The sequence below is a fragment of the Anoxybacteroides tepidamans genome (assembly GCF_014201465.1).
Lineage (GTDB): Bacteria > Bacillota > Bacilli > Bacillales > Anoxybacillaceae > Anoxybacteroides > Anoxybacteroides tepidamans.
The window spans coordinates 20,129-44,622 of sequence record NZ_JACHEP010000023.1; the positions used below are offsets into that span (position 1 = coordinate 20,129).

At 39.0% G+C, this 24,494-nt stretch carries 21 protein-coding genes and 1 pseudogene; 1 reads left to right on the forward strand and 21 read right to left on the reverse strand.

Annotated elements, in window-relative coordinates; all coding sequences use genetic code 11:
- Nucleotides 1-169: 169 nt before the first annotated feature.
- The 18 genes from HNQ34_RS14500 to HNQ34_RS14585 all read right to left on the reverse strand — a co-directional run bounded on the left by HNQ34_RS14500 (nucleotide 170) and on the right by HNQ34_RS14585 (nucleotide 20,934).
- On the reverse strand, nucleotides 170-1,618 hold the full coding sequence (locus HNQ34_RS14500; RefSeq protein ID WP_221277450.1) for a serine/threonine-protein kinase: 1,449 nt from the start codon (nucleotides 1,616-1,618) through the stop codon (nucleotides 170-172).
- A 6-nt stretch (nucleotides 1,619-1,624) separates the two neighbouring features.
- Nucleotides 1,625-2,230: a hypothetical protein gene (locus HNQ34_RS14505; RefSeq protein WP_183255877.1), complete on the reverse strand. Its 606-nt coding sequence runs from the start codon at nucleotides 2,228-2,230 to the stop codon at nucleotides 1,625-1,627.
- Nucleotides 2,223-3,911, reverse strand: a complete 1,689-nt coding sequence (locus HNQ34_RS14510) for a helicase HerA domain-containing protein (protein ID WP_183255880.1) — start codon at nucleotides 3,909-3,911, stop codon at nucleotides 2,223-2,225. The genes HNQ34_RS14505 and HNQ34_RS14510 overlap by 8 nt, the downstream gene beginning before the upstream one ends.
- Nucleotides 3,911-5,074, reverse strand: coding sequence for a hypothetical protein (locus HNQ34_RS14515; protein WP_183255882.1), 1,164 nt, complete (start codon nucleotides 5,072-5,074; stop codon nucleotides 3,911-3,913). The genes HNQ34_RS14510 and HNQ34_RS14515 overlap by 1 nt, the downstream gene beginning before the upstream one ends.
- Nucleotides 5,061-5,870 carry a hypothetical protein gene (locus HNQ34_RS14520; RefSeq protein ID WP_183255884.1) on the reverse strand — a complete coding sequence of 270 codons (810 nt, stop codon included), beginning with the start codon at nucleotides 5,868-5,870 and terminating at the stop codon, nucleotides 5,061-5,063. The genes HNQ34_RS14515 and HNQ34_RS14520 overlap by 14 nt, the downstream gene beginning before the upstream one ends.
- Nucleotides 5,871-5,872: 2 nt before the next feature.
- On the reverse strand, nucleotides 5,873-9,925 hold the full coding sequence (locus tag HNQ34_RS14525; protein ID WP_183255886.1) for a hypothetical protein: 4,053 nt from the start codon (nucleotides 9,923-9,925) through the stop codon (nucleotides 5,873-5,875).
- 13 nt (nucleotides 9,926-9,938) lie between these two features.
- The gene (locus HNQ34_RS14530) at nucleotides 9,939-11,018 is read right to left on the reverse strand and encodes a hypothetical protein (protein WP_183255889.1); all 1,080 of its coding nucleotides are present in this window, start codon (nucleotides 11,016-11,018) and stop codon (nucleotides 9,939-9,941) included.
- Nucleotides 11,015-12,100, reverse strand: a complete 1,086-nt coding sequence (locus HNQ34_RS14535; protein WP_183255891.1) for a hypothetical protein — start codon at nucleotides 12,098-12,100, stop codon at nucleotides 11,015-11,017. The genes HNQ34_RS14530 and HNQ34_RS14535 overlap by 4 nt, the downstream gene beginning before the upstream one ends.
- A gap of 32 nt (nucleotides 12,101-12,132) precedes the next feature.
- The gene (locus HNQ34_RS14540; protein WP_183255893.1) at nucleotides 12,133-13,578 is read right to left on the reverse strand and encodes a restriction endonuclease subunit S; all 1,446 of its coding nucleotides are present in this window, start codon (nucleotides 13,576-13,578) and stop codon (nucleotides 12,133-12,135) included.
- A gap of 384 nt (nucleotides 13,579-13,962) precedes the next feature.
- Complete coding sequence (locus HNQ34_RS14545; RefSeq protein ID WP_183255894.1) at nucleotides 13,963-14,475, reverse strand: hypothetical protein; 513 nt, start codon at nucleotides 14,473-14,475, stop codon at nucleotides 13,963-13,965.
- On the reverse strand, nucleotides 14,472-15,728 hold the full coding sequence (locus tag HNQ34_RS14550; protein WP_183255896.1) for an AAA family ATPase: 1,257 nt from the start codon (nucleotides 15,726-15,728) through the stop codon (nucleotides 14,472-14,474). The genes HNQ34_RS14545 and HNQ34_RS14550 overlap by 4 nt, the downstream gene beginning before the upstream one ends.
- Before the next feature lie 4 nt (nucleotides 15,729-15,732).
- A complete protein-coding gene (locus tag HNQ34_RS14555) occupies nucleotides 15,733-17,607 on the reverse strand; it encodes an HsdM family class I SAM-dependent methyltransferase (RefSeq protein ID WP_183255898.1) in 1,875 nt (624 codons plus the stop codon).
- 18 nt (nucleotides 17,608-17,625) lie between these two features.
- Nucleotides 17,626-17,982 carry a hypothetical protein gene (locus HNQ34_RS14560; protein ID WP_183255900.1) on the reverse strand — a complete coding sequence of 119 codons (357 nt, stop codon included), beginning with the start codon at nucleotides 17,980-17,982 and terminating at the stop codon, nucleotides 17,626-17,628.
- On the reverse strand, nucleotides 17,983-18,570 hold the full coding sequence (locus HNQ34_RS14565; RefSeq protein WP_183255902.1) for a hypothetical protein: 588 nt from the start codon (nucleotides 18,568-18,570) through the stop codon (nucleotides 17,983-17,985). It lies immediately after the preceding gene.
- Nucleotides 18,571-18,585: 15 nt separating this feature from the next.
- Nucleotides 18,586-19,746 carry a restriction endonuclease subunit S domain-containing protein gene (locus tag HNQ34_RS14570; protein ID WP_183255904.1) on the reverse strand — a complete coding sequence of 387 codons (1,161 nt, stop codon included), beginning with the start codon at nucleotides 19,744-19,746 and terminating at the stop codon, nucleotides 18,586-18,588.
- A 330-nt stretch (nucleotides 19,747-20,076) separates the two neighbouring features.
- Nucleotides 20,077-20,232 carry a hypothetical protein gene (locus HNQ34_RS14575; protein ID WP_183255906.1) on the reverse strand — a complete coding sequence of 52 codons (156 nt, stop codon included), beginning with the start codon at nucleotides 20,230-20,232 and terminating at the stop codon, nucleotides 20,077-20,079.
- A gap of 104 nt (nucleotides 20,233-20,336) precedes the next feature.
- Nucleotides 20,337-20,675 (reverse strand): HepT-like ribonuclease domain-containing protein, encoded by a 339-nt coding sequence (locus HNQ34_RS14580; protein ID WP_183255908.1) that lies wholly within the window; start codon nucleotides 20,673-20,675, stop codon nucleotides 20,337-20,339.
- Complete coding sequence (locus HNQ34_RS14585; RefSeq protein WP_183255931.1) at nucleotides 20,659-20,934, reverse strand: nucleotidyltransferase family protein; 276 nt, start codon at nucleotides 20,932-20,934, stop codon at nucleotides 20,659-20,661. Before HNQ34_RS14585 ends, HNQ34_RS14580 begins: the two co-directional genes overlap by 17 nt.
- A 395-nt stretch (nucleotides 20,935-21,329) precedes the next feature.
- Between HNQ34_RS14585 and HNQ34_RS14590 the strand changes: the two genes are divergently transcribed.
- Nucleotides 21,330-23,426, forward strand: coding sequence for a DNA topoisomerase III (locus HNQ34_RS14590; protein ID WP_183255910.1), 2,097 nt, complete (start codon nucleotides 21,330-21,332; stop codon nucleotides 23,424-23,426).
- A gap of 17 nt (nucleotides 23,427-23,443) precedes the next feature.
- Here the strand turns inward: HNQ34_RS14590 and HNQ34_RS14595 are convergent, their stop codons facing one another.
- From HNQ34_RS14595 to HNQ34_RS17815, 3 genes and pseudogenes are all read right to left on the reverse strand, one after another.
- Nucleotides 23,444-23,587 carry a hypothetical protein gene (locus tag HNQ34_RS14595; RefSeq protein WP_183255912.1) on the reverse strand — a complete coding sequence of 48 codons (144 nt, stop codon included), beginning with the start codon at nucleotides 23,585-23,587 and terminating at the stop codon, nucleotides 23,444-23,446.
- 308 nt (nucleotides 23,588-23,895) lie between these two features.
- Nucleotides 23,896-24,135 carry a hypothetical protein gene (locus HNQ34_RS14600; protein WP_183255914.1) on the reverse strand — a complete coding sequence of 80 codons (240 nt, stop codon included), beginning with the start codon at nucleotides 24,133-24,135 and terminating at the stop codon, nucleotides 23,896-23,898.
- A gap of 186 nt (nucleotides 24,136-24,321) precedes the next feature.
- Nucleotides 24,322-24,473, reverse strand: a pseudogene (locus HNQ34_RS17815) (Uma2 family endonuclease); the annotation flags it as partial.
- Nucleotides 24,474-24,494: the final 21 nt, after the last annotated feature.

The following is a 24,494-nucleotide window of genomic DNA, read 5'->3' on the forward strand; positions in this document are numbered from 1 at the left end:
CTATTAGAACAACTTTCTTACCAAATTCGGCTAGACTAACTTATGAAGCCGAATAGCATTACCTGACAGTGTTATTGTTCGGGGGACAACAAAAAACTTGCCCCCCTACTTCAACATATATAGGCTTATTGTGTTGCTAACTCTTTATTAGTGGACAAGCTCCATGAGATTACAAATAATAATCATAAGCTGTTAACCTCTGCTTTACATACTCGTCATCAGGCCGAAGTTTTAAAGCATATTTGAAATAAGCTCTTGCCCGCTCGTAATCCTTTTTTTGTTCGTACGCTTGACCAAGTTTTTTAACAACAACCCAAATACCCGGTGTCTCTTGGTTGATTTGTTCTAAAATTTGAATCGTTTTTTCTCCTTGCCCGCACACTCCATAACATGCTGCTAATTTATAACGATAATCTAAATTATCAGGTTCTTTTTGATACAGCTCTTCATATAAGCGCAACGCTTCCTCGTACTTTTTCATGGCTAAGAAAATTCTTGCTTTTAAATTTTTTACGGCTGTCGCAAAGCTTTCCTGGCGTGTATCCTCAACCGCTGCTCCTTCAATCTGTTCGATTTTCCGCAACGCTTCAAATAACCGCCCTGTTTTGTAATATACGTATGCGAGCTGCAAAGAGATTTCCGGCATCGTATTTCCATTGGTTATTTCTGTCGTCAAAATTTTTTCAGCTAATGTAAATTTTTTGAGTTTACAGTTCAATACCGCTAATTCCAACGGATCGTGTTTGCTTGCTAATGTTACACGAGGAATAAACTTTTCAACTTGCTGCTGTTGAAAATGTTCATCTACCGCTCTTTTAAATTCGGTGCGGAAATCGGTAACCGACTGATATCGTATTTCCGGGTTTCTCTCCAACGCCTTCATGATTACTTTTTCCATCGAAGGTGTAATGCGCTCGTTCAATTCCCTCGGTTTTGGAAAAGGGACGTTATGAATGACATTAAAATAGGTGTCGTGCGGAGTTTTCCCAGTTAACAATTGATATAACAAAACCCCTAAAGAATAAATATCAGAATTTAAATATCGTGTTTGTGAATGAAGAACTTCAGGTGCAATATAAGCAAAAGTTCCAGCCCCATCAATTGTTTTGATAAAAATATCTTCAATCAAGCGGCTTGTTCCAAAGTCTGTGAGCTTTACAGTCGTGTCATTGATTAAAATATTGTCCGGTTTGATATCTCCATGCGCTATGCGTAGAGAGTGCATAAATTCAACACCATTTAGCACTTGTTCAAAAATATCAAACATTTTTTGAAATGTCCTTGGATGATTGATTCCCTCTTCATTTAACTCTTGGGAGAGGGGTTTCCCATCAAACAGCTCCATTTCAATGACAAAATAACCGTCTACTCTGCCCATCCAATAAATATTGATAATATTTTCATGGGAAACGCCAATAAAGCGCTCCCCTTCCACTAATGCTGCATCACCGCGCTCTTGGCTTTTCGGGATTTTTAAAGCGATAATTTCTTCATCTTCACAGCGAAGGGCTTTCCACACATATCCGTATGATCCTTCGCCAACCATTTCTTGCAAAATATATTTATCTCCGATATTCATATCCTTTTTTAGTTGAATTGAATAACGCTTACGGGCCATGATTGTTTACCTCACTTGAATCCATTCATTTATGGTGAGATTTTCTTTCGTTCCGCTTGCCACTGCTTGAAAAACGAGATAATCAGTAACGAACGAATTAATTCCCGGAATAAAGCGGCCGTTCGGTAATGTGAACCCTTCATCAAAAATGCTAATATATTTATCGATATTTTTTGGAATTGCCCCGCTGTAAGACCAGTAGACAAAGAGAATCAACGGTAAATCGCCGCCGAGTTGGTGATAGGCCAATAATAAATTTTCAATTTTCTCTCTTAGTTTATCATGTTTGCCCTTTGAATTTTCAAATCGTTCAAACTCCGAAACAAGAATAGGCTTTACATCCTGCTGGCGATACCATACCGAATCCGGACGGACTTCCCGGGTCATGCTATGGCCATATTGTTGGTTAATTGGATAAACAGGGCATTCGGATAAAGCGGTTACTCCTTGAATATGTCTGGCGATTTCCGTAATATAATTCAGTCCTGCTGAATGAACAGTCTCTGAATAATCACGAATCCCATAAACGGAAATCATCGGAAAAAGCGAATCGCGAATCGTTCCATTTTTAAACTCATCAATAATTTTTGCTTTTAATTGCTCTTTATCCACCGAATACACCCCATTCTTTGACTACTTCCGGCGATTGACCGCCATGAACTAACGCTTTTGTACCAACTTTCACTAATAGCGGAGCAGGAGTCGAACGCCCCGTAATTAACGCTTCCCCTGTAGATAAAGATGGAAGTTCATCAATATCTGCTTTCGTTAACATATCGGATGTTTTCGTAATGAAACGTTGATCATCCGGATTTTTAAGGCGCATCGTAATAATCGTGTTGCATTGCGAGGTCACATCTGCATCCAATTTAGACGGACGTTGTGAAACGATGGCAAAACCTACCCCAAATTTCCGGCCTTCCGCGGCAATTTTTTTAATAATTTTTTTCGAAATCGTTGGTGCATTTGCTGGAGCGTAGTTATGCCCTTCTTCATACACAAGGAAGCAAGGACGAATCGGACGTTGTTTATCTGCCGCTGCCCGCATAATTTCACTTGATACGAGTGCCGTAACGATTTGTTTTGCATCATCTGATAAACCTTGCAAATCAATAATGATTAATCGGCCATATTTTTCGTTCATTTCTCCAATTAATTTATAAATATCTGTCGGTTCACCAATCGCTTTTGTATAAAAGCTTCGTGCTTCGTTAATGACACGATTCAATTTCATCGAAGCGACCGCTGCGCTTCTGCCGCTCAATGCCCGCGCTTCTGCTTCTGTTATTTCATCCCAATTCCGCAACTCTTCTAAATCACTGGAAAGCAGCTCGCGTAAATCTTTAATATCGCGAGGCGGGTTTGGGTACTTATATTTCCAATAACGAATCGCAACATCGAGCACACGCTGTTGCGGTTCGGTTAAGCCAGGCAAAATTTCTTCAAAGTCGTCCATTTCAAAACGATCGAACTGCAAGGCGAGGTGTTTATTCTTGCCGGCGTATTTATAATCAAACTCTTCCATTTGCGGTGTATATACATGAATGCCACCTCCTGCTGCTTGTAAAGCGCGGAAACGTTCTTGAATAAATAAAATGCTTTCCCGATCTTTTTCATCTTCAATATGCTCAAGATTTGTATTGAAGTGGATCTCTCCTTTTTCAAATGCTTTCCCATACTCACCGTGCGTATCAAATACAACAACGGTTCCATTCATTTGCGCCACAAGCCGTTCAATAATGCGGCCGACCGTATAAGACTTTCCTGACCCTGTCATCGCCAAAACGGCTAAATGTTCTGTCACTAATTTATTAACATCCAAATAAACAGGAACAATATTTTCTCCACGTTCGTAACCGATTAAGTTGCCAATCGCAATGCTTTTATTTTCGTCAAATTGATAAAACTTAGAAAGAAATTCATAATCGACCCCATAGACTTTACTCCCGGGATCTAGCGGGCGACGCGGAATGCGAATTTGTCCTGTCGCCGATTCTTTGTAACCGACAAGGTCAATGGAAGCAAACAATGTCTCCCCTGTCATTTGTGTTCCTGGTAATAATTCGATCGAATTCAATCCTTCCCCAAGATCGCTATTGTATAAAATATTGCTGCGCGAAATCGAAGTAATCCGCCCAAGAACATATGTCGGTTCTTCATCTGGACGTTCTTGATGTAAAATTTTCACAAACTCGCCACGGCGTGCGGAAAAGCTATCTTGCAGCACCATTTTTAAATCATTCGGGTTTCCGGTATTCCCAATCAATTTGCCGATATATTTTTCTTGACTCATTATTCATCCTCCCCGAAAAAGTCTACTTCCTCGGTCCAAACATTTTCTACTTCTTCCTTTTTAATCATTTCGCGTGCCTGTGTTTTAAAATATTGAATAATCGCCCCACTTCGAATTGGCTTTAGAGCATGCTCAGCATACCAAAGCGGCAACGGGAGTGCCTTTGGTTGGTCGAGCGTATAAAGCGAAACGAGATAGGATGTAAGCTCATCTAAACTTTGAGAATCCCATTTTTGAGCGTTTCCCATTATCTCTACTAATAAAGGTTGTGTATGCATCCCTGCCCGGAAATGAAAATTGATAATTCCTAGATTTCTAATGTCTTTAGGCTCCAACTGATTCGTTTGGACTAATAAATCGTATTGATAGGCAGCCGTACGCGTTCTTCGAGTTAAAACACCGTGCAACAGTTTTTTTACGCCAACCTTTTTAATTTTGAATAACACTTCATTGTTCTGTTCGATATCGTGAAAACTTACTTCATCTACAATATACATTTCTTTATTTTTATCTTCGGAAAAAAGACCGTAGAAGATAGAACCGAAACGTTTCGTACTCACTGAAACAAGCCGAATACCGTTTCGATTAAACGGAAAAATAAAATGTTGATATGTCTCCCAAAAATTTTTGATTCTTTCTACACAGTTTTGATAGTCAATATATAATTGGCCATGTGTATCCATTGGCGCGTCAGCCCGCTCTAACATTAACGGAGTGTCGACAATCACCAGTTCCGGCTTATGGGCTTCCATCATCATCTCTTCTAGCAAATCGTAAACTTGCATCACATGAATAAATTTTAATTTATGGTTAATATCAATATCATCCGCTTCATCAATGTCAACGAGGCTGTCTTGAAATGTTTCGTACACAGACCCTTCTTCTATATATAAATCTTGACGAACAGCACCAGCGCTATATAAAATACCGCCAAATGCTGGTATTGTTTTGCTTGCGGTAGCTATCCCTGCTGCCCGAATCGTTAGTGGTGATTTTTTTTCAACGGGGCGAATGACACCGCTGTTGCGAAGTTTCGGAGCAATATGATCGATAAAACGCATTTTCGCGCTTAATTTCGTAACTGTACTTGGCAAGCCTAACTGGATTTTTGCTACTAAACTATTGGCAATCGCGGTATCCCGTTTCGTTTTACCATTCTCCATCATCTTTCCTCCGCATTATGATTTCTCTTACAAATGCCCGATAACCATGTTCCGTAATATACTGTTTCCCTTTCTCGGTAATCGTTCCGCCTGAATCGATATAATGCGAATTTTCGAGTTCAGCTAAAGCCTGCCTCACGTCATTTTCGCGTACTTCTACATAGAAAAACTTTTGAATGAATGGAACGATTTGTTGTCGTTCTAAGACGTTAGCTGCTGAGAGAAGAAGTACAAAGTGATGAACAGGCTTAAAAGCAATTTGTTTTTCTTCGCTCATTTCATCTTTTTTATCTCTTTCATTGATGTGCATTAACGATTGAAATAGACGTTGACATATCTCACGTTGCTCAAGCAACCGGTAATCAAGAAGCGGCAATGTTGTGATCGTCATGCAGCCGCTGCTTGTATCGTAATAAAAGTCAACGGCAACCGTTTGTTTTGTCGGTAATTGAATTTTCGGAGTTAAATTAGTCACGATTTCTTCACGAACCGGAATTCCTTCATACGTGCATTCATTCATTTCTTTAATGAAAATCGCGTTATTCATCTTCAATAATGATGAAATATCTAAATGAAGATACGGTGGGAAAACCATTAACTGGTTTCCCCATCCTTTTGTCCATTGAATAAGACGCGAACGGTCGCTTTCTGACATTTTTAAAAGAACAATCGCTGGAATCACACAAATACCTGACTGCAACTTGTCGATCTCTTTTTCTTTCACCTTAAACCATTCACGCAGCATTTTATACTCTGTCCGTCTTGCGAATGGTTTTAAAATTTGCAGACTCGACATTATTAGAGAACCTCCACTTTTGTCCGAATCAATCCGATTTGCTCAAGTTCTTCCTTTTCTTTTTGGTAATGGGCCCAGTCTAACTCTCCTTTGCGGTCAACCACTTCTTTATAAAACTCAAATTGCACAAATTTGGCATGGTCCGCAAAAAACTGATGGGCATATGTTTCTAATTGTTTCATTTCCGCTTGTACGTTTCTTATCGTTTCTTCATAGGTTGCTTCTTGAATCGGTGCACTTAAGTCCGCTTGATATAGCGGTTGATGCTGCAGACGGAACAGGCGGTTCACCGCATCAATTAATAGGTCATCGAAATATTGGTTCCGCTTTTTCTTCGTCGTATTTTCCACTTTTGTCACTTGGGCGATTAGATCCGTCAGATCGTTTTTTCGTTCCTGCAACAGCTTTTCTGTTTCATCAATAAGTGCCATCGCCTTTTCTTTTTTTGCGGTAAAAAGATCATCAACCGCTTCTTCAAAACCGGATTCTAAAAATACGGTTAACTTGTCAAAAAGTATAGAAAGCTCAACAATCCCTACCTCACGCTTCACATCGGTCTCACTAATTTCATAATAAGCAATCCATTTCTCAACTTTCGGTTTCGATTCTACAAAAAGGTCTACCATTTGCACAAATTTATCTTTCAAATCGTAATAACGGCCAATGATACCGCTCCGTTCTTTCCAATCCACCTTTGTATGGTCCACTTTTTTTAAGCCGATTTGTGAAATAATGATATTTAACCGATCAATTGCTTCTTTATAATTTCCTAGAGATAGATGATGTGCCAGTGTTTCTTCATTTGATACCATCGTTCGTAGTTGCGAAGATTTTACATGATTCATCGCATTTTCAATTTCGTTTTTATATAATTCGAGCACGTACGTAAATGGTGAAATAGGGATATAGTACCCCTTATATTCGTTCGTATTTTTTATCTCTTCTACTTTTTCTTGAATTTTTGCAAGAATGTCCTTTTGAATCGTTGACACATAATCATGAAATTGTTGTACAATTTTTATCTTTTTCCAAATCGGCATGTCTTTTCCATCTAATGTGAGATTCTCAAAGTTGCGCTCGTTTGGTTGAAGTGTATTCCATTTTTCTTCATCAAAGATGAAATTACATTCATCATGAAATTGTTGCAAATAACTTAATTGCTCTTTCCAAATCGCGAGATGGTTGTTTGTATGAACTTGCAATAGCTTTAAATCGATATTACGCAAAGCTTCGTTAATTTTTCTTAAGCTTCCGTGTCTTTTATATCCCTTCAGTAAATCGAGTCTAGGTCCTTTAAACGTTTCCTTGAACTGATCAACGAGTTGATCGTATTCTTTTTCATACCACTGTTTAATTTTATCTCTTTTTGCTTCCAACGTATATGAAGTAACATTTTCCACATGAGTATTGTTGATGGTTCTCACGACTTTTAGCGCTTGCATAAACGTTACCCATTGTTCAATGATTTTTGCCGGCTTAATTACATCAACAGAACTAAAGAAAAATGCTTCTTCAATTTCTTGGGTTGTTACTCGGCGATTCCCGATAAATGACATCAAAGAAGCGAATGCAGCCGGAATTTGCACTTCATATTGCCCGTTTTCATGATTCTGAATAAACAATCCTGCACCGCGATAACCATCCTTATCTAACTTAGCCGGAACTTTCGTCGCCTTTAAAGCATGTTGAAAGCGATTGAAATCTTCGCTGTCCATAAATTTTACACCTTGTTTTGCGCCAAGTTCAGCGATTGTCGCATCGTGAATAATCAATTTCGCATATCCTTCCGCTAATACCGGAAGATAGTCTTCTTCTGATTTTGTAAAAACAATCGGACGTAACACATATCCTTCTTTATCGACCTGTTCAAACCAAGTTCGTGCGATTCTTGCAATTTCATCTGTAATGGCACGAATTTTTGCGCGGAATGGCTGCGCTAATTGATGGGCTGACTTGCGGATATCCATCATCTCACGTTCAACCGATAACGCTTCTAATACCTTCTTCTGCAAGTTTGTTACTTGGAAAAAGAGCAGGCAACGGCCGAGCCGCTCATACTTTCGTTTTATATCATCGATTTCTGTTTCCGCATCAGCAGTCGGTGCTAAAATGATAATCGGGTGACTGCCGCTATCTAGCAATTTGCTGTTAACAAGATCGTGCAAGGAAGGTAGTTTGCTAACCCAAATAATATCGACGATTTTTTTCGGATGAACTCCTAAATATAGATGATTCGTTACTTTTATACGGAGCCCGCATTTATTACCTTTTACTTGAATTGCTTGCACGTTTGGATAATCCTGCTCAATCGCTCTTGTAAAACCGAGAAGAAGGCGATCGATTTCACCGTCTTTATCATATTGTTTCGCCAACTCGTTTAAATGTTGTTGAAGCTTTTGATCTTTTTCTTCGTTTAATAAATAGTTCGCAATCCCGTTTTTGACGGCATAGCGGCGATTCAACCGCTCAAGGAACGCAAAGTTTGGACCAATATATGTTTCGAATTGCTCTGTTTTCATTCGTTGCTCAAGATACGTATATAAAAGCTCCGCCGCTTCAACGACTTCGTCTTTCGGATAAAGCATGCGCACTTGAGCTAAAAACGTTTCCCGTTCTTTTCCGACAATAAAAGAGCCTTTAGGTACATTAATTGAGAACGTTTCAAGACTGCGCAAGAGGACATCTAAACTAAATGATTCACCTGTCGTTTCATTCACGAATAAATGATCAGATTCAGCTTTATATTTGTTTTGCACAAGATAAAAACCTAAATCATTTTTCGCAAGCGGCAAAGCGACAAACTCTTTAAATAATGGTATACCTTCAATATGTTTCGCTGATAATAAAATTTGTTGTTCTTCTGCACTATAATAATCTTTCGGATATGGCAGCTGCCGCAATAACGCTTTTTTCACAAACGGAATATGCATCGGCTTTGTATCAATGTAATCGAGCTGGGAATGATCGATTAAACTTTCTCTAAAACGCGGAATAGAATAAGCTAAGTCTTGTAAAATTTCACCTGTTTCTTTGTCAGGATGCTGTTCTAGGTATTGGTCACAATGAGCCATGATCACATTGAGCCAACCGAAGTTTCCGGCGGCAATCGTGTAAGCTGCTTCGACAAGACCTGCAGGATATTCACGCAATGTTCCGCTTTGTTGCAGCGATGCGATATAATCGCTAATATCTGCATAAGAGTTTTGTGTGATTTCCAATTTATCTAAACGGCGGGCAAGCGCCTCGAGCGCTTTAATTTGATCGCCAATGGCCGGTGAACAAAGCAGCAAGAAAGAAACATTTGGATGGCGAGTGCGGCTATCTTCATGTTTAATCGCTGATGTGATCACTTTAATGGCTTCACCGTCAAGTTTCTTTTTTCGCTCTTCACTTTGTTCTTGAATCCCATCCATAAATAATTCGTATTCGGATTCTACTTCATCGACAATAACCATCAAATGCTCAATCCTAAACTGTTTTAGGTAAGCTAAACCATTTTGGACAAGTTGGTCGAGCAGACTAAGATGTTGAAGTAAATCATCTGGTTCATGTTGCCCTAACTCAATCGCCTCTGCCAATTTTGCCGGTGAAAAACCAAGCGGGAGAAAATGGTCTTGAATATGTTTCACAATCGAACCTTGAATCGTGCGGGCAGGTTGTTGTTCCGCTAATTTGGCCAGCGCTACATACGCGCCATAACCGACCCAGTTCTCCCCATAAAGAAGGTCCTCATGCATTTGTTCATAGCGGATATAAATAGGTAAAATGCCATCAGCGAAATCTGGCTTTAATAACCGGACTTTTTGCAATTGACCTGATTGGTCACGAATTGTCCATCCTTTATCAATTCCAAGCGCTTCACTCACTAATTCATAAGCAATACGCGATTTACCAATTCCCCATTTAGCAATCAATGTAAAAACTCGTGCCATTGGCGCTGACTTTAAATCTTGTAAATACTCTTTAAACGCCTCATAAAATTCACGCTGACCGACCATTGGCTGCTGAATCGGAAATGTGGAAACCCCATCTTTTAACCAGACAGATTTGCTCATCTTTTCAACCCCTTTATCGTTGAAATTCAAGTTTTAATAATTGGTATTCTCGTTTACCTAAATAACCCCTTCCATGTCTCGGTTGGCCTGATTCATAATCAGCAATATAAAACAAACCTTCACGAATACCTTTTGTCATATAATAATCGACAAAGCGCGCAAGTCCTTGTTCCCATGTTGGATAAAAACGCTCCATCAGCTTACGAAGTAACGGTTCAATCGCAACAAAACCGCGATCATCCTGCTCTTCGCCCACTTTTTTCTTTAACCATTCGATTTCTGATATACTCTGAACGTTCGTAAATGAAAATAAAGAACGTGAACCGATATGTTCCAACACCTTTTCTTTATTTAAAATGATGATTCCGACATCAGTTTCAATAAACCAGTCTAAATAGGCAAATAATTGCATCGGTGCCCGCATAAACGAAGAAATATTTGTTTTTGCCGGCTCTTTACCGTTTGAACCAACAAACATCCAATCTTTATCTAATTCAATTTCTTCTTCAGCAAGAATGTTACGCCAATCTTCCCCTAATGCTTCATTCTTAAACTCGTGAAGAAGCCGGTTCATATCATTCAAATTGGGATTTCGTGAAAACGGATGATATATAGTACCGTCAAAGCAGAGCGACCATTTACTTAGTTGTTCGAGCGACTGACTGTTTGTTTCAAAATAACCGTCATTTAACAACATGTGCATAATGACTCGCGTTCTTGGCGAGTATCGCAACAGTTGTTTTGCAAGCAACAATTCCCATCCGTGTTGTTGTTCGTACGCAACTACGAGTTCATTTGCTTCCTCTGTACGAATCAAATGTCCATTGTCTGCTCTTGTTAGGAAATGGACACCTTTAATTTCAAAATTCCGCGAATGTTTTGCATACTCATAACCATGCAGTCCAAATAATTCTTTGGAACGGTCTAGTTTTTTATCTTTTTCTTCCACATCTTTTCCTAAATATAATTTTGCGATTTCCTTGATCGAGCGCGCTTCGGTTTTCTCGGGAATGCGCGATAACAACTCACACCATCTCTCAAAATTTCCTGGCTCAATCCAAAATCGCTCAATCGATAGTTTGATTTGCTTCATCCTCTGTCCCTCAATTCATCAATCCACTGTTCGATTCGTTGGCGGAGCTGTTTACTACCTGCCATGAGCGGAATATATAAACTCGTGTTGTACAGTTCATCTTCAATATGGCTCGAGATACGGTATTCTTCATCGACAATCGTTAAAAAACCGCGATCATGCAAATGATGGAATATTGTTTCTAAACCTGCGATTTCGCTTGGGAATAGTTGGTAGTTGCTCACTTTACAAAACTCTAAAACGAAATCATTGATCGTTCCGTACCGATATTCTTGTTTTTTTGACGACATTAAAATAACGTCAACTTCGTCGTTTACCGCATGAAACCGAATGGTCGTCATCCCTTGCGCCTCCGTCTGTTCGCGGACAACGCAGCAAAGGAAAATAAATAAGTTCCAAGGGTGCATGAAAATATGTTTGAATAACGGATTTTTTAATGAGATATTTGGCTCATGCGGGGCTAATACAGCAAGCGGTGCATCTTTTAACGGCGATAACTGCAAATTAGCAGCTATTTTTCGCCCTTTTGCCCATAGTTCATCAATTTTTGTACCGAGCGGTTCGTCTTGTTCAACCGCTTCTTGTTGATACTGTTGAATATGGGCTAAATAATAAATAATGCGCTGATAATACGGTGCCCCATTAAAAATAAAATGATTGCGTTCACGAAAAAGAGGCTCGACTTCCTTTACATGATGTTCTAAAGCTTCCGTTTCGTACCGCTCACCATGTTTCAATTCATCTAATATTTTTACGATTTCCCCTGCAAACTTTGGCATTTTATGAACGAAATCAACAATTCCTTCCAAATCCTCAGCCTCACGCATTTTTAATACGGTTAACAACGACGTTTTTAACAAATATTGTTGATACTCCTCATCAAAGCAAAACAATGTATGAAGAAAATCAGTTTGATTCGAAAACCGCTTCACAAACGCAATCCAATTGTTCGTGATCACTGCCTTCTTTCCACGCACATATAAAAGACCTTTCGCAACAAACGGCTCAAGCTCAGCGACATAAGCCGTTTCACCGTAGTGATACAGTTTCTCTAAATGACTATGTAACCTTTTTAACTCCAACGCATTCACCTCCTAGAAAAGAAGGAGCGCCCCTACACCCCTTCAGAAATTTTCGACTCATCAAACTTGCCTTCGATCAGATCTTCGACGTCTTGTTTGGCTTCATTAATTAACTTCTTTGCTTCTTGAAGTTTTTTAAAACTTTGAATTAGTTTTTCTTCTATTTCTAATTGTTCATTTATTTGAAGTAAAGGAATCACTATCTTAGAGACATCGTTAGCCGTTAATCCTTTTTGAGCTACTCCCCATGAATGCTTAATTATTTGATAAGTGCCTATTATTGATTTAAGAACAGAAATAACATAGCCTGTTCGAATTAAATTTTGATCTAATCTTACAGCAATAATATTTGAAGTAATAACACCCTTTTTATCTTCATCAAAATAAACCGATATTCTATTTATTAAACAATCAAGACTACCTCTAGAGGCAAATAATATATCTCCAAATTCTGCAAAAGACTTTTCCCAGTTTCTCACATTGTTTTCATCTATAAATTCGCTATCAGATGGAATTACAAAATAGCCTTCCAAATTCCCTATATAAATTAATGGTACTTTTTTGTCCGGAGCAATCCATGTTGATTCAACATTCTCACCGGTAAAAACCATTCGTGATACATTCCCTAAATTAACAAATTTAAATCCCATTTTAGATAAGTGTGTAAATAACTTTATGAGATTAGGATCATAGTATTCTGCATCTAGTCTATCTTCTAGATAATTAGATGAAACGAAATCATATTTATAATTATCTTTTATTTCATTTTCAAATGAATCTAAAGAAAAATGTATGTTTATCAATTCATATACTTGAGACATTAATTGCTTCGCTTCTTCCCGTAACTCTTCCGCTTTTCGGACTTTGTTGCCGATGTATTGCTGTATGTTCATATTAGGAAGATAGATTTTAAACTTGGCTATATCACTGGAGTATAGTTCCGTTTGTCCCGTACTTCCAATTGTATATTTTTGTATAAAAATTTGGCCATATTTAGAATGTAAAAAAGATCTTAAATATCCACTATCGCACTTTTCATTTGTACGTAATATATTTACATGACCATCTACTGTAGCTTTTTTCTCACTCCAATAAAGATCCACTTTACCGAGGGAACCAACCCCAGTTACCGCTAACAATACATCTCCTTTTTTGACATGAGCTGTTTTGTTTTTTTCAAATTCATTTTCATCAATTAAATCTACATCTTCTAAATTGATACCATTATTAGTGATATTCCGCACTTTTAAGTTAGGAATTTTCCCATTTGGATTACTTGTTAGACCTTTGCCGCGATGATTTTTTACCAATAAATCCTTTAATTCCACTACGTTATTCATACTTGAAAATAATTTATCATTTTCTATAATATAGTCTTTAAATGTAAAACTATCTATCCTATCTTCTAACAAATCTGTTGATACCCATGAAATACTTGGCTTACTACTAACAATTTTTGCTTCTTCATTAACAAACATAAACTCACACCTTTTTACTAATTCCTTTATCTCTTCTTTCTCCCCAACATTCTTGTTGATTTAGCAGGTTGGTAGACTTTTAGTCCTTCATTGCCAGTAAGAATTTCTACTTTCCATACGTTGATTTTGATGTAATATCAGTGACCGTTTGGATAGTTGTGTCGCAGGTCGATAAACGTTAATTTGGTTACTCAGATTACTCGGCAATGATTTTTTACCATTCATCAAAATCTAGCAAATTCTTAATTTAGATATAACTTATTCTAAAAAGATGGATTTACATTCCTTTCTTATATGCCTCAACAATTTTTAATAAATCGTTCCGACCACATTCCCTAACTATAAAGCCACTTATTTACTTGGGGATAAATGTAATTATGGAGGTTACCTCCTTCTCCTCGGCGTTCTTGCTGGTTTAATCGGTTCGTACGCTTTCAATCCTTCATCACCAGTCATAATTTCAACTTCCCAGCCGTTGACTTTGGCGTAGTATTCCGCAACCGATTTGATCGTGGCATCGCCAATCGATAAACGTTGGCTCGCCTGATCTGGCCATTCCTTGATGAGTTTATGCAACTCAGTTGCTGTCCACAGTTCTGCCTGCTCGGAAAATTGCGCCCAAGGAGACTCTTTGTCTAACGCTTTTTGAATAATGTGAACAAGTTTTTGTGCGCATTCATAGCGATTTTTTGCAGCTTGAGCGATATGGTTGCCTGTTTCAATAATCGTTGCGAGCGGAAAAACGAACATTGCCCCTTGACGTTCTTCTTCCGCTAGCAAATCGCTTACACGTTTATAGTCCCATACGTTTTCTTTCGTGCCGCACGTTTCTTTACCAGGGACTTGCAACCAACAACATAAAATCGATGTATCAATGACGAGAATTTTTCGTTTCATCGCTTCCCACTTCCTTGCTGTGTAAGCGTTTCTTCAATTTCCCCTTCTGCTACTAGCTTTCCGATCGAACCGCTAGCAAGCAGTTTCGGCAACGCTTGAATATCTTCTAATAACGTTAGTTCACTTGCTCCATGTTCTGCTGAGCGATGGGCGACGATAATAAATGGGATCATTTCCAGTCCCAGTTCATCAAGCAACGCCGGATTATGTGTCGTCATTAAAATATCAATTTGCCGCTCTGTGCCAATCTCATTTAACATCTCTAGCAAAATTCCAGCACGTGATGGATGAAGGCCGTTGTCAATCTCTTCAATTACAATTAGGCTCCCTTTTGGTCGGGTTAACAAAGCCGTCAAAATCCCTATAAAGCGAAGAGTACCATCTGACATACCACGCGCATCGACTATTAGTTTTTCGCTACTTCCTGGCCACTGTTCTTCGCAATACAACATTGCGTCTTTTTGAAAGCGACCGACGGGCTCCGCCCATACTCGCTGTACATCTCCTTCAGGAAGACGGGAAACGTATTTTGAAAGCAGCGTCTCGATATGATTCTTTTCTTCTTCCGACAATGCGGCCAGCACCCCGGCCACATTAGAAGCGTTGCTTGCAAGACGATTCGAAAACGGCTTATAATCACGCATTAAAGACGGAGCCGGATCAAGAATGAAAATGCGTTCTAACGTACCGACGACAAACTGGATCGCTTCATCGACTTCCTCGCGCGTTTCTTGGGTTTTTAATTGGCTAATGAGAGAGGAAGATCGTTTTAATTGTTTATGTTTCGGCTGACCTTTTCCGTTATAAACAGCCGCTTCAATACTCGGGCTTCCTTCCTCTCCTGTAGCCGTGAATATATTCGTTGTTTTGCTTGTTTTGCGGTTTACTTTGATTAGCGATTCGGAAACAATCTCTATATCTGGCGTTGTACTTACTTCAATGCTATAGTGATAGTCAATTTCCTCGTTATACTCAATGACGGCTTCTAATACAAATGTAGTAAAAGGACGTCTGGATGCCCATTCCACACCGCCGCGAATCGCTTGAATGTTTGCTTCTAAAAGCAGGGCAGGGTCTCCTGATAAAATTGTTTGTAAATCTTTTCCTTGTACAACACGGTTTAAAAAAGCAAGACCGTCTAGCGCATTTGATTTTCCGCTTGCATTTGTGCCGATTAAAATAGTTAATGGATCAATATATAGTGTCGCATCGGCAAAACTTTTCCAATTTTTATAACGAACTTCTTTTAACATTGCTTCACATCCCTTTTTTATACGCTTCAACAATTTTTAATAAATCGTTGCGGTCGTTACCAAGTTGCACTTCGACTTTGTTCTTTACATCAAATCCGATTTCTTCAGCAACCGCCATAAATACTGGTCCTTGTTTTTCGTTTTCGTGTTCTTTCTTTTTAATATAGAGGAATGACGTTTTTGCGCCGGTACCAGATAATTGGAACGTGACTGTCGGTAATGAAACAACGGCTTTCACAATCGCACGACCGCCTTCAAACTCGCCTGTCACTTCATTTTTCTTACCCATTAAATATTCACGCACATGTTTATAGCTTGAATTACTTAAAATTCCGTCTGGAAGGACGATCATTAAATAACCGCCCGGTTTTAATAGTTCTAAATTTCGGTCAATGAATAACACCGCTTGGTCTGTCGAATTGACTTGCTTCCAAACACCTTTGTTATTTGGCTTTGCTCCAAGGCATAATCCTTTCCCTGTTGGTTTTCCATCTTCAATTCCAGATGTGTAACGTTCTAGAATGGCTTCCCCTTCTTTTGTTTTATTTGATACAGATCCGGAGCCAAATGGCGGGTTGGTGATGATCACATCAAATGTTTCCGGTTGCAATGAATCGGTCATTAATGAGTCGTTGACCCAAAAAATCGGCGCTTTTGGCAATCCGTGCATCGCCATATTCAAACGCGCTTTTACAATCATACTTCGTGTTTTATCAGCACCTACAAAGCTATGCTCCTTCATTTTGTCCAAATGTTCTTTTATTTTTTCCGTTTGCATCCCGGCAAATTCTCTCGTAAAGTATCTTTTAATGGCTTCATAAGCTTTTATTAAAAATCCTCCGGAACCGCAGGTCGGGTCAAGTACACGGAAAGTTGGATTGCCGTTTTCGTCTGTTCTTCGCAATTTAGCCGCTTCTTTTGGATTCGCTGTTAAATCGTGCATGACCATTTCAACCATTGCTTCTGTTACTTGGCGTGGTGTTAAATACGTTGCTTGCCCGACTTTACTATCATATTTTCCTCGCAGCAATACATCGTATAGACGTCCTAAAATATCGGCAGTAACGTCTTTTAATGTCGCTTTTTTTCGTACTCCGTTCTCATCTTCAAACTCACCGAGCTCTTGGAACGCTTCAAATGCGGCAGCATAGTTTGCTGGATTTTCCAACTTAATATACTCATCTTCGTTAAAAATATAGCACTTTTCACCTTTGTCGTTGATCGCTACATAGTCGTCATGATTTTTTATTTCTTTAAATGCCGTTTTGATTTGTTTTACCGCTTCTTTTCCATGCTGCTTTATGTACTCATGCTTTAAAATGTCATATAATTTTAAACCGTCATTTTCTCCTTCTCTTAATACGTAGTCGGGGTGATAAAGGCGAAAAATTTCCATAAACAATAATTTGCTTATTTCATCGATCGCCTCGTTCGTTGAGCTAATATTATCGGCACCAGCAGGGCCGTAAAGACGCTCATGTAAATCATTGAAGCGTTTTTGCAAATCGGAATAAATATCCAATGACCATTTTTCTTGTCTTGTTAGCGGTTTCTTTTCTTTTTTTGTTACATCCGCAATGGATGGAATTTCTGCAATGGGGATTGCTTCAATACAATCGGCGTAATAATTGACCTCTCCGTTTGTGGCCCAAATAAAATCAGGAACCGATTCATGATATTGCGCTTCGCTGAGTGCTGATTGCTGAACAGCGTATGATAAGTCTGCATCTTTTTCGAAAATTTTTACGTAGACGATTTTTTCATCTCCTGTCGCTGTGAAAATCGTTGTTCCATCTTCTTCATTTTTAGTAAGGTCAGAGAATTGACCATATCCTTTCATTTTTAATTGTTCTTGTACTTGTTGAATTGTTGTTTCCATGTTGCTGTTTCCTCCTGTTTATCGTTTGACACGAAGTAAATTTTCCCGTGGTGATTCGTATTTGCCGCTGCTAATGGCAACATCAATAATTTCACGTTGTGGCACAATCATATCAGCAGGGAGTTGGCCGAAAACATCGGGATCGATTTTTGTGAGCGGGCGTCCTTGTAGCGCCCGCTCGATTGCTGTTAAAATGATTTGTCGCCGTTCATCTTGTTTAACTGTCCAAAATCCTGCTTCATTTTGAATAATACACGGATCTAACCGCACAAACAGTTCCATTTGTTCTTGATTCCAATATAATTCATTTTCATGTGCAATCGTCACAAGCTGTTCGATTGTTTTTGGGGTTTTTAAATATTCATATAAAATCATTTAACCCCTCCTTCTTTCATTTACTATTTTCCTGGCGATTTTGAGAATTTGTTCCATAGGCGCAGTAGTCGCACTAGTATAATCTTCTTCATGAATAAGTCCTTTTGATAAATCCCAAAATACAATCGTTTCAAGATTTGGTGGGAGCGTGGCAGTTAGTTCGAATGAGGTTACCAACGTTTTAAAAACAGGAATCCATCGAGAAACTTCATTCAATTTACCATACTCAAGCAGAATAATTTTTTTCGCATTACGATCGTAAAAGTACCCAAAATCAATATCTAGTTGTATACGGCTAGTAAGCAACTCCTTTGGAAGGTGAATACTATTTTTGTGATAATCTAGTTCAAAAATAGGCTGTTCATAATAGTCATTCATTAGCTGATAGAGTTTCTTCAAAAAAGAAATGGTGAGCTGTCTAGGGTACGATTGATGTTCGTAATCTATAATGTACGATTCATCTCTTAAGTCAAAAGCATCACTAATTTGCTTTTCCGCCTCTCTTATTGCCAGCGCATAATTCTTTTTCCCTTTCAAAGGATAATTAAAATAGTATTTATAAAATCCGTATAACGATGGTAACCTCATTTTATATCCCTCCGATTAATAAAAGAATTTTTTTACCACATTTTCAATCAAAGCAATCTTTTCGGGTGATTCAACCGGGAGGTAAATTCTTTTGAGATCCTCGATACTTATTATCATTTGTAACTGCCCTCTTCGCGTAGCCTTTAGTTGAGAACGCACTAAAGGATGAAACAAACACCACAATAAATATGCAGCTCCATATTTAAAATTACGTAAAACGATAAAAGCACTTGACGCCAGTGCCCCCTCATACTCTTTCGTAACAAAAGCTAAAGGGTGGTTTTCTTCTCCAATATGTGGTCCAACAACTCCTAGAAGTACGTCGTTTTCTTTCAATTCATAACGAGCGCGGCTTTTCACTTTCTCAAATGATATAGTTTCTGCAGAAACAATCCGACACGCATTAGCATCAATATTTTTGAAGCCAATGTAACGAATTTCTTTGTTGCGAAAATCTTTTGGACTCACCGTATATGTTACGATTTCGCAAATGTCTTTCAACTGCGTCCATTGTTCGTTTTTGATTTTATGTTTCAATAGTTTGAAAGCATCTGAAGTATAGTAGCGATAATAGTTAACATCCAATCGTTCCACTAAAAATTGTTTTTCAACCCAACACTCTGTTGTCAGTGATTTGTTGATGTGATTGAACTCCAATTCATATAAGCTGTACAGCTTTTGTTTTAAATCGGTTTGTTCGTTACGAATGTCCCCTTCAGTTTCTTCGTCAATTATGATCTCTAAATCTCCTAATTGTTTTAACGAGATTTTCGGTAATATAGACGGGACAACCATTTTTTTTAGTGAAAGCATCCCGATATCTGAAGAAAAAAATCTCTTTAGTTTCTCTTGTGTCTGTTGATCGTTCGGACGAATTTTTATAATATCAGGGCTAATAACTGCTCCATCATACACCTCATCAACAAGAGCTAATTTTGGAAGCGAAATGATTTTCGAAATTAAAATATCCCCTTTTCTAACAATGGCCTTTTCCTCAATCTCCTCTAAATCAAATAAGTATTTCATCTCTTTCTGAACTAATTTACCACCTTCAATATTTGATAAGCGGATATAAGGGACATTCGTCTTATAATCAACAAACTCCGTTGCATTTCTTGTTCCATCTGTAATTTCTTTACATAACATCCGTAAAGGGATCGTTTTTTTATTTTCCAAGTGTTTTTTTAATTCCAATTCGATTTGATAAAAATACGGGTCTAAACGTTCATTCTGTAAATCTTTTGTGTAGACAAACCACCAGATATAACCACATCCTTTTGTTCATTTTTCTCTCTTTTTATATAATGTTCATTTCTTTAATTATAATTTACTAACAAAACCATATAATGTCAAGCGGTTTTTAGGGGAAATGGGTTGATTGTTCATTTTATTCTCTTTTTTTAAAAAGCAAAACCCTCGCTGCGTATTAACAACGAGGGAACTGTTTACTTCTTATTGATATCGGTTCCTTAAAATAAGTTATTCTACGTATGGATATGATTAGGGTCATTTATAGTTGCGCGATGAGCTTTTTATTTTGGAAAGCTTATTTTGCAATTCAGCATGATCACGCTTCATTTGGTTAAGTCGATTTGTCACAACTTTTTTTCCATATCCATATGGTGCGGAAGCAATGAGTATCACATTTTCATATTTGTTCATTTGCAAGACCTCCCAATAGCGTTTTGACAAAGCAACAGTAAGAATATTCTTTGGATTCAAGTCTTCTATGCTAACTCAAAAGATTTGTTTTAAAAATATCCACTCTAATTTTCATTTAGTAACTGCTCAACATGTTGTTTTAACTTAGGAATCTTATTCTGAACAACATCCCAGACAATTCGATAATTGATGGAGAAATAGCTGTGAATCATCATATCTCTCATGCCAGCCATCTTTCTCCATTCGATATGTGGGTGTGCTTGTCGGATTTCGTCTGGAATGTTTTTCGTTGCTTCGCCAATCACTAATATATTTTTAATTACCGCGTCCGACACTAGGTCATTGTCTAGAAAATCATCATAAGATAAGTCCTTGGTGTATTTCTCAATTTTTTCTGCAGCGGCGAGAATATCTTGTAAAAAGACTTTAGGCTCTTTCTGCATACTTAGCACTCCTTAAAACACTCGGCTTTAATGCTGGTTTGATATCATCTAAAATGACTAAATCTACCGGCTTTTGAAAATGATCTTCCAGATTGAATTTTAAATCCATGTAATTATCGAATGTCATGGCATGATCCATAAATTCCACTAACACATCAATGTCACTGGACTCCTTTTGTTCTCCACGGCTATACGAACCAAATAGACCAATCCGTTTCACACCATATTTTTCCTTCCATATATCTAAGTTTCTGGACATTTCGTTAAGTATTTCTTGTTGTGATAACAAATTTATCACCACCGTTTTCTTAATACTCGATATCCTCATTATAGCATCTTTAATTGGAAAAAACTTGCTTTAGGCAAGAGTTCGTTTAAATACTTTTCGTACCGTTGCGCGTAATTGTTTACAAATAATCCATACCAATTACTTTTTAAAGCATCAAGACCTCGCTGCATTATAACAAACTTTCCTCTCGAAACATTTTTAAGATTTCAAAAAATCTTCCATCGTTGCCATGTTCATTCCCACCTTCTCATATTTTTCCCCAATTTTATCACACTCCTCTGCCCTCTTGAAGTTGAAAGATGCAAACTGATTCGCTTTCCGCTATACTGAACGAGTAATCTTTTTGTACGAGAAAGGAGCTTTGTATGAAATCGCTTGTTCTTGCCGAAAAGCCAAGTGTGGCGCGCGAGATTGCTCGCGTGCTTGGCTGTAAGCAGCAACATAAACATCACTTTGAAGGAAATCAATATATCGTCACTTGGGCACTCGGCCATTTAATTGAATTAAAAATGCCGGAACATTATGATCCGAAGTATAAGACATGGCGGTTGGAAGATTTGCCGATTATTCCAGAAAAAATGGGGCTCAACGTCATCCGGCAAACGAGCCACCAATTCAGGGCCATTGAAAACTTGGCTAAACGAACAGACATTAAAGAGTGCATTATCGCCACCGATGCCGGACGTGAAGGTGAACTTGTCGCCCGCTGGATTTTAAAAAAGCTGAACTGGAAAAAACCGATCTTACGTTTATGGATTTCGTCGCAGACAGATAAAGCGATTCGCGATGGTTTCAAACATTTAAAGCCGGGAGAGCAGTTTGATCCTTTATATCAATCAGCGGTTTGCCGCGCTGAAGCGGATTGGCTCATCGGCTTAAATGTCACAAGAGCGTTAACAACGAAATATAACGATCCTCTTTCAGCGGGGCGCGTGCAAACCCCTACCCTTGCGATGATTATCAATCGGGAAAAAGAGATTCAAACATTTGTCCCGAAATCGTATTGGACGATTCATGCCGAGATCGGTGCTCTCAATGCTTCTTGGGAACGAAGCGGAGAAAAGCGGATCTTTTCGAAAGAAACAGCGGAGCAGCTGTTTGAAAAACTACAAAACAAACAAGCCGTGGTCGTTTCTATCGAACGAAAAACAAAAAAAGAGCCGCAGCCGCTTCCGTACGACTTAACTGAATTGCAGCGGGAAGCAAACAAGCGGTTTGGTTTTTCCGCGAAGAAAACGCTAACGGTTTTGCAAAGGCTTTATGAGCACCATAAGCTTGTCACATATCCGCGCACGGACTCCCGCTATTTGACGGCGGATATGGAACCGACGATGTTGGACCGGCTGGAGGCGATGGCATCGGGATACAAAGACGAAATCGCACCGCTCTTGAAAAATAAAGGGAAAGTGATCGCTAGACGAGTATTCAACAACGAAAAAGTAACCGATCACCATGCGATTATCCCGACAGAAGAGCGGCTTGACATTGGAAAGCTTACTGCAGATGAACGAAAGTTGTACGATTTAATCGCTCGCCGCTTCTTAGCACTCTTCTATCCTGCATGCGAATACGAAACGATTCATGTCGTTTTGGATATCGATGGCGAAATGTTGACTGTTCGCGAAATGACGGTGATCGAGGCAGGATTCAGAAAAGTTCTTGAAAAACATGACGACAAACACGACAGAAAGCCGCTCCCTATCTTAACGAAAGGACAGACGTTAACGCTTAATAAATGGGAAATGAAAGAGGCGATGACCGAACCACCCCTTCGCTATTCGGAGGCAGATATTTTGTCGCAAATGGAGAAATACGGACTCGGCACACCCGCAACAAGAGCGGAAATCATTGAACGGCTTGTGGAAACCGAAACGGTTGAGCGGAAAAACGGACGGTTTTATCCGACACCAAAAGGAAAACAGCTCATCGAACTCGTGAATGAAGAGTTAAAATCTCCGGAGTTGACTGCCCGCTGGGAAAAAGAGTTGGAAGTGATCGCTCGCGGAAAAGGCAATCCGAAAGTATTTTTACAAAACATTCGCAAACAAACGGAGCGGTTAGTGGCGGAAATTAAACAAAGCGAACGAACGTATCGTGCGCATAACTTAACAGGCTCGATGTGTCCGGAGTGCGGTTCGTTTTTAAAAGAGCGAATGACAAAAGAAGGACGCATGCTCGTATGTTCGAATATGGACTGCCGCTTTCGCAAACGGAAAGATCCGAAACTGTCGAACCGGCGCTGCCCGCAATGCAAAAAGCGCATGGAAATCCATGAAGGAAAAGCGGGTATCTATTTCCAATGCCGGCCTTGCAATGTGATTGAAAAAGCGGAGGAAAAGAAACACGCGACGATCAGCCGCAACGAGCGGGCGTTGCTGAAAAAATACAGTGCGGAAAACGATTCGTTCGGCACAAGTTTAGGAGAGCTGTTGAAGCAGGCGTTAGAAAAAAAAGAAGGCTAAAAACCGTTTTTCCAAAATCAACTTTCTACGACAAAAATAGCTCCTTCCCAGTCACCGTACATAGGATTGGGAAGGACGATAAATTTGCGGCCGAACTGTTCGTGCAAACGGCCGACGTTGTTGCCATTCTTTTGGTCGAATTCTTTCGCAAAGTCGCCCAAGTTATCTCCAAATGAGTTTGACATCGCTTTATAACAAAGTGCTGTTTTGTAGCACACTATATAAATGCCATTTGGAACTTTAATGTTTTCGTCTTTTATGGAGTAATCGGTATGTTTCGACTGTCGGGTGACCGAACAACACCGCTTCCAGACAATGCATTTGTCTGTGAAGCGGTGTTGTTCGGTCCTCTGTCACGCGAAGGAGTGACGAAGGCCAGTCACAGACTTGCCTCCGACAGTCGAAAAAATAGGGAGTCTACTTTTTCGTCAGCCATAAGTTAAACCTCCCAGTTGTATTTATATAGCACCTACGAGCGCGGGCGAATGCGCTTATAGATTTCTATGGCCGTCACCAACAATGCCGCCGCTAAAGTAACTTTTATAGATGTGCGGGTAATTTTCATTAAATAATCGGCTGTGTCCATATGCACCGTCGTGTAAGAACCATCGCTCATTGTCACGATAGGATCTTGCGATGTAAAAGCAAAAAGCAACGCAAAACAAGAAATAAAAACATAAACAACACTTTTTACAATTCGTTTCTCCATTTTGCTCCCCCATTTCAAGGTGTTGCACATGACGACTATTTCCACTTGCAAAGCGAGGCTAAGAACCTTCGTCCATTTCTTGAACGGCCCAAAGATAGAAAATTCGTCCTTTATTAAAATGAAACCTGAATCCGTGATGAATGTGTTTAGTTGCCTAGATGTATCGTCATATCAAGCAATTTTAGTATAAGAAGCGAATTCAAGATGCAATTCCCCTATGACATATTGGTATGCGTAAGAAGGAGAAGCTAACAAATAAGGAATCCCATCAATGAGTTCCCAGTTTCCTTCCCAATGCTTAATGTCTTTATAAGTTTACTAGGCTCTTGTTTTTGCATATCACCACACGCCCTTTTCGC